2 protein-coding genes are annotated in these 536 nt (G+C 64.7%); one reads left to right on the top strand and one right to left on the bottom strand.

Features of this window, described 5'->3' with window-relative positions; genetic code table 11:
- A partial coding sequence (gene thpR / locus HA41_RS19440) for an RNA 2',3'-cyclic phosphodiesterase (RefSeq protein ID WP_094122114.1) occupies positions 1–289 on the bottom strand: 289 nt, incomplete at its 3' end.
- 36 nt (positions 290–325) lie between these two features.
- Between thpR and HA41_RS19435 the strand changes: the two genes are divergently transcribed.
- Positions 326–536: hypothetical protein (locus tag HA41_RS19435; RefSeq protein WP_143807384.1), on the top strand; the 211-nt coding region annotated here is incomplete at its 3' end.

Below are 536 nucleotides of genomic sequence, written 5' to 3'. Positions count from 1 at the left end.
CGCGCGGCGCGCGCTGGCAGCCCAGCCACACCACGCCGGGACGCGGCCAGTGACCGGCATCATCCAGATCGAGATCAAACGCCGGCTGCACAATGCGCGATGCCAGGGTTTGCAACCGCTGTGCGGTCTCTGGCGTCACCTCACCGAGAAACGCCAGCGTCAGGTGCAGATTGGCGGCAACCACCGGTCGGCCCGCCCCTGCGGGAAAGGTATCGGCCCGCCAGCGCACCAGCTGTTGCTGCATCGTGTCAGGCAGGCTGATGGCAAAAAATAAGCGTTGTGTCGCCATGGCGCTCTCCGGCAAATATCACGGATGAATGCTACAATGCGCGCCATCTTAGCACAGGCAGAAGCGGAGTTTGCTGTGAGCGATTTACCGGTCAGCGCGGTGCTGCCTGACATCCTGACGGCGCTGAGCCGCGCCTCACAAATCCTGCTGGCGGCACCGACCGGCGCGGGCAAATCAACCTGGCTGCCGCTGCAGCTGTTGCAGCAGGCGGACCTGCCAGGCCGGATCATCATGCTGGAGCCGCGAC

Origin of the sequence: Pantoea conspicua, from assembly GCF_002095315.1 — a bacterium.
In the GTDB taxonomy this organism is placed as follows: Bacteria; Pseudomonadota; Gammaproteobacteria; order Enterobacterales; family Enterobacteriaceae; genus Pantoea; species Pantoea conspicua.
The sequence above is the reverse complement of the archived record's forward strand: the minus strand, read 5'-3'. Positions and strand labels throughout refer to the sequence as shown.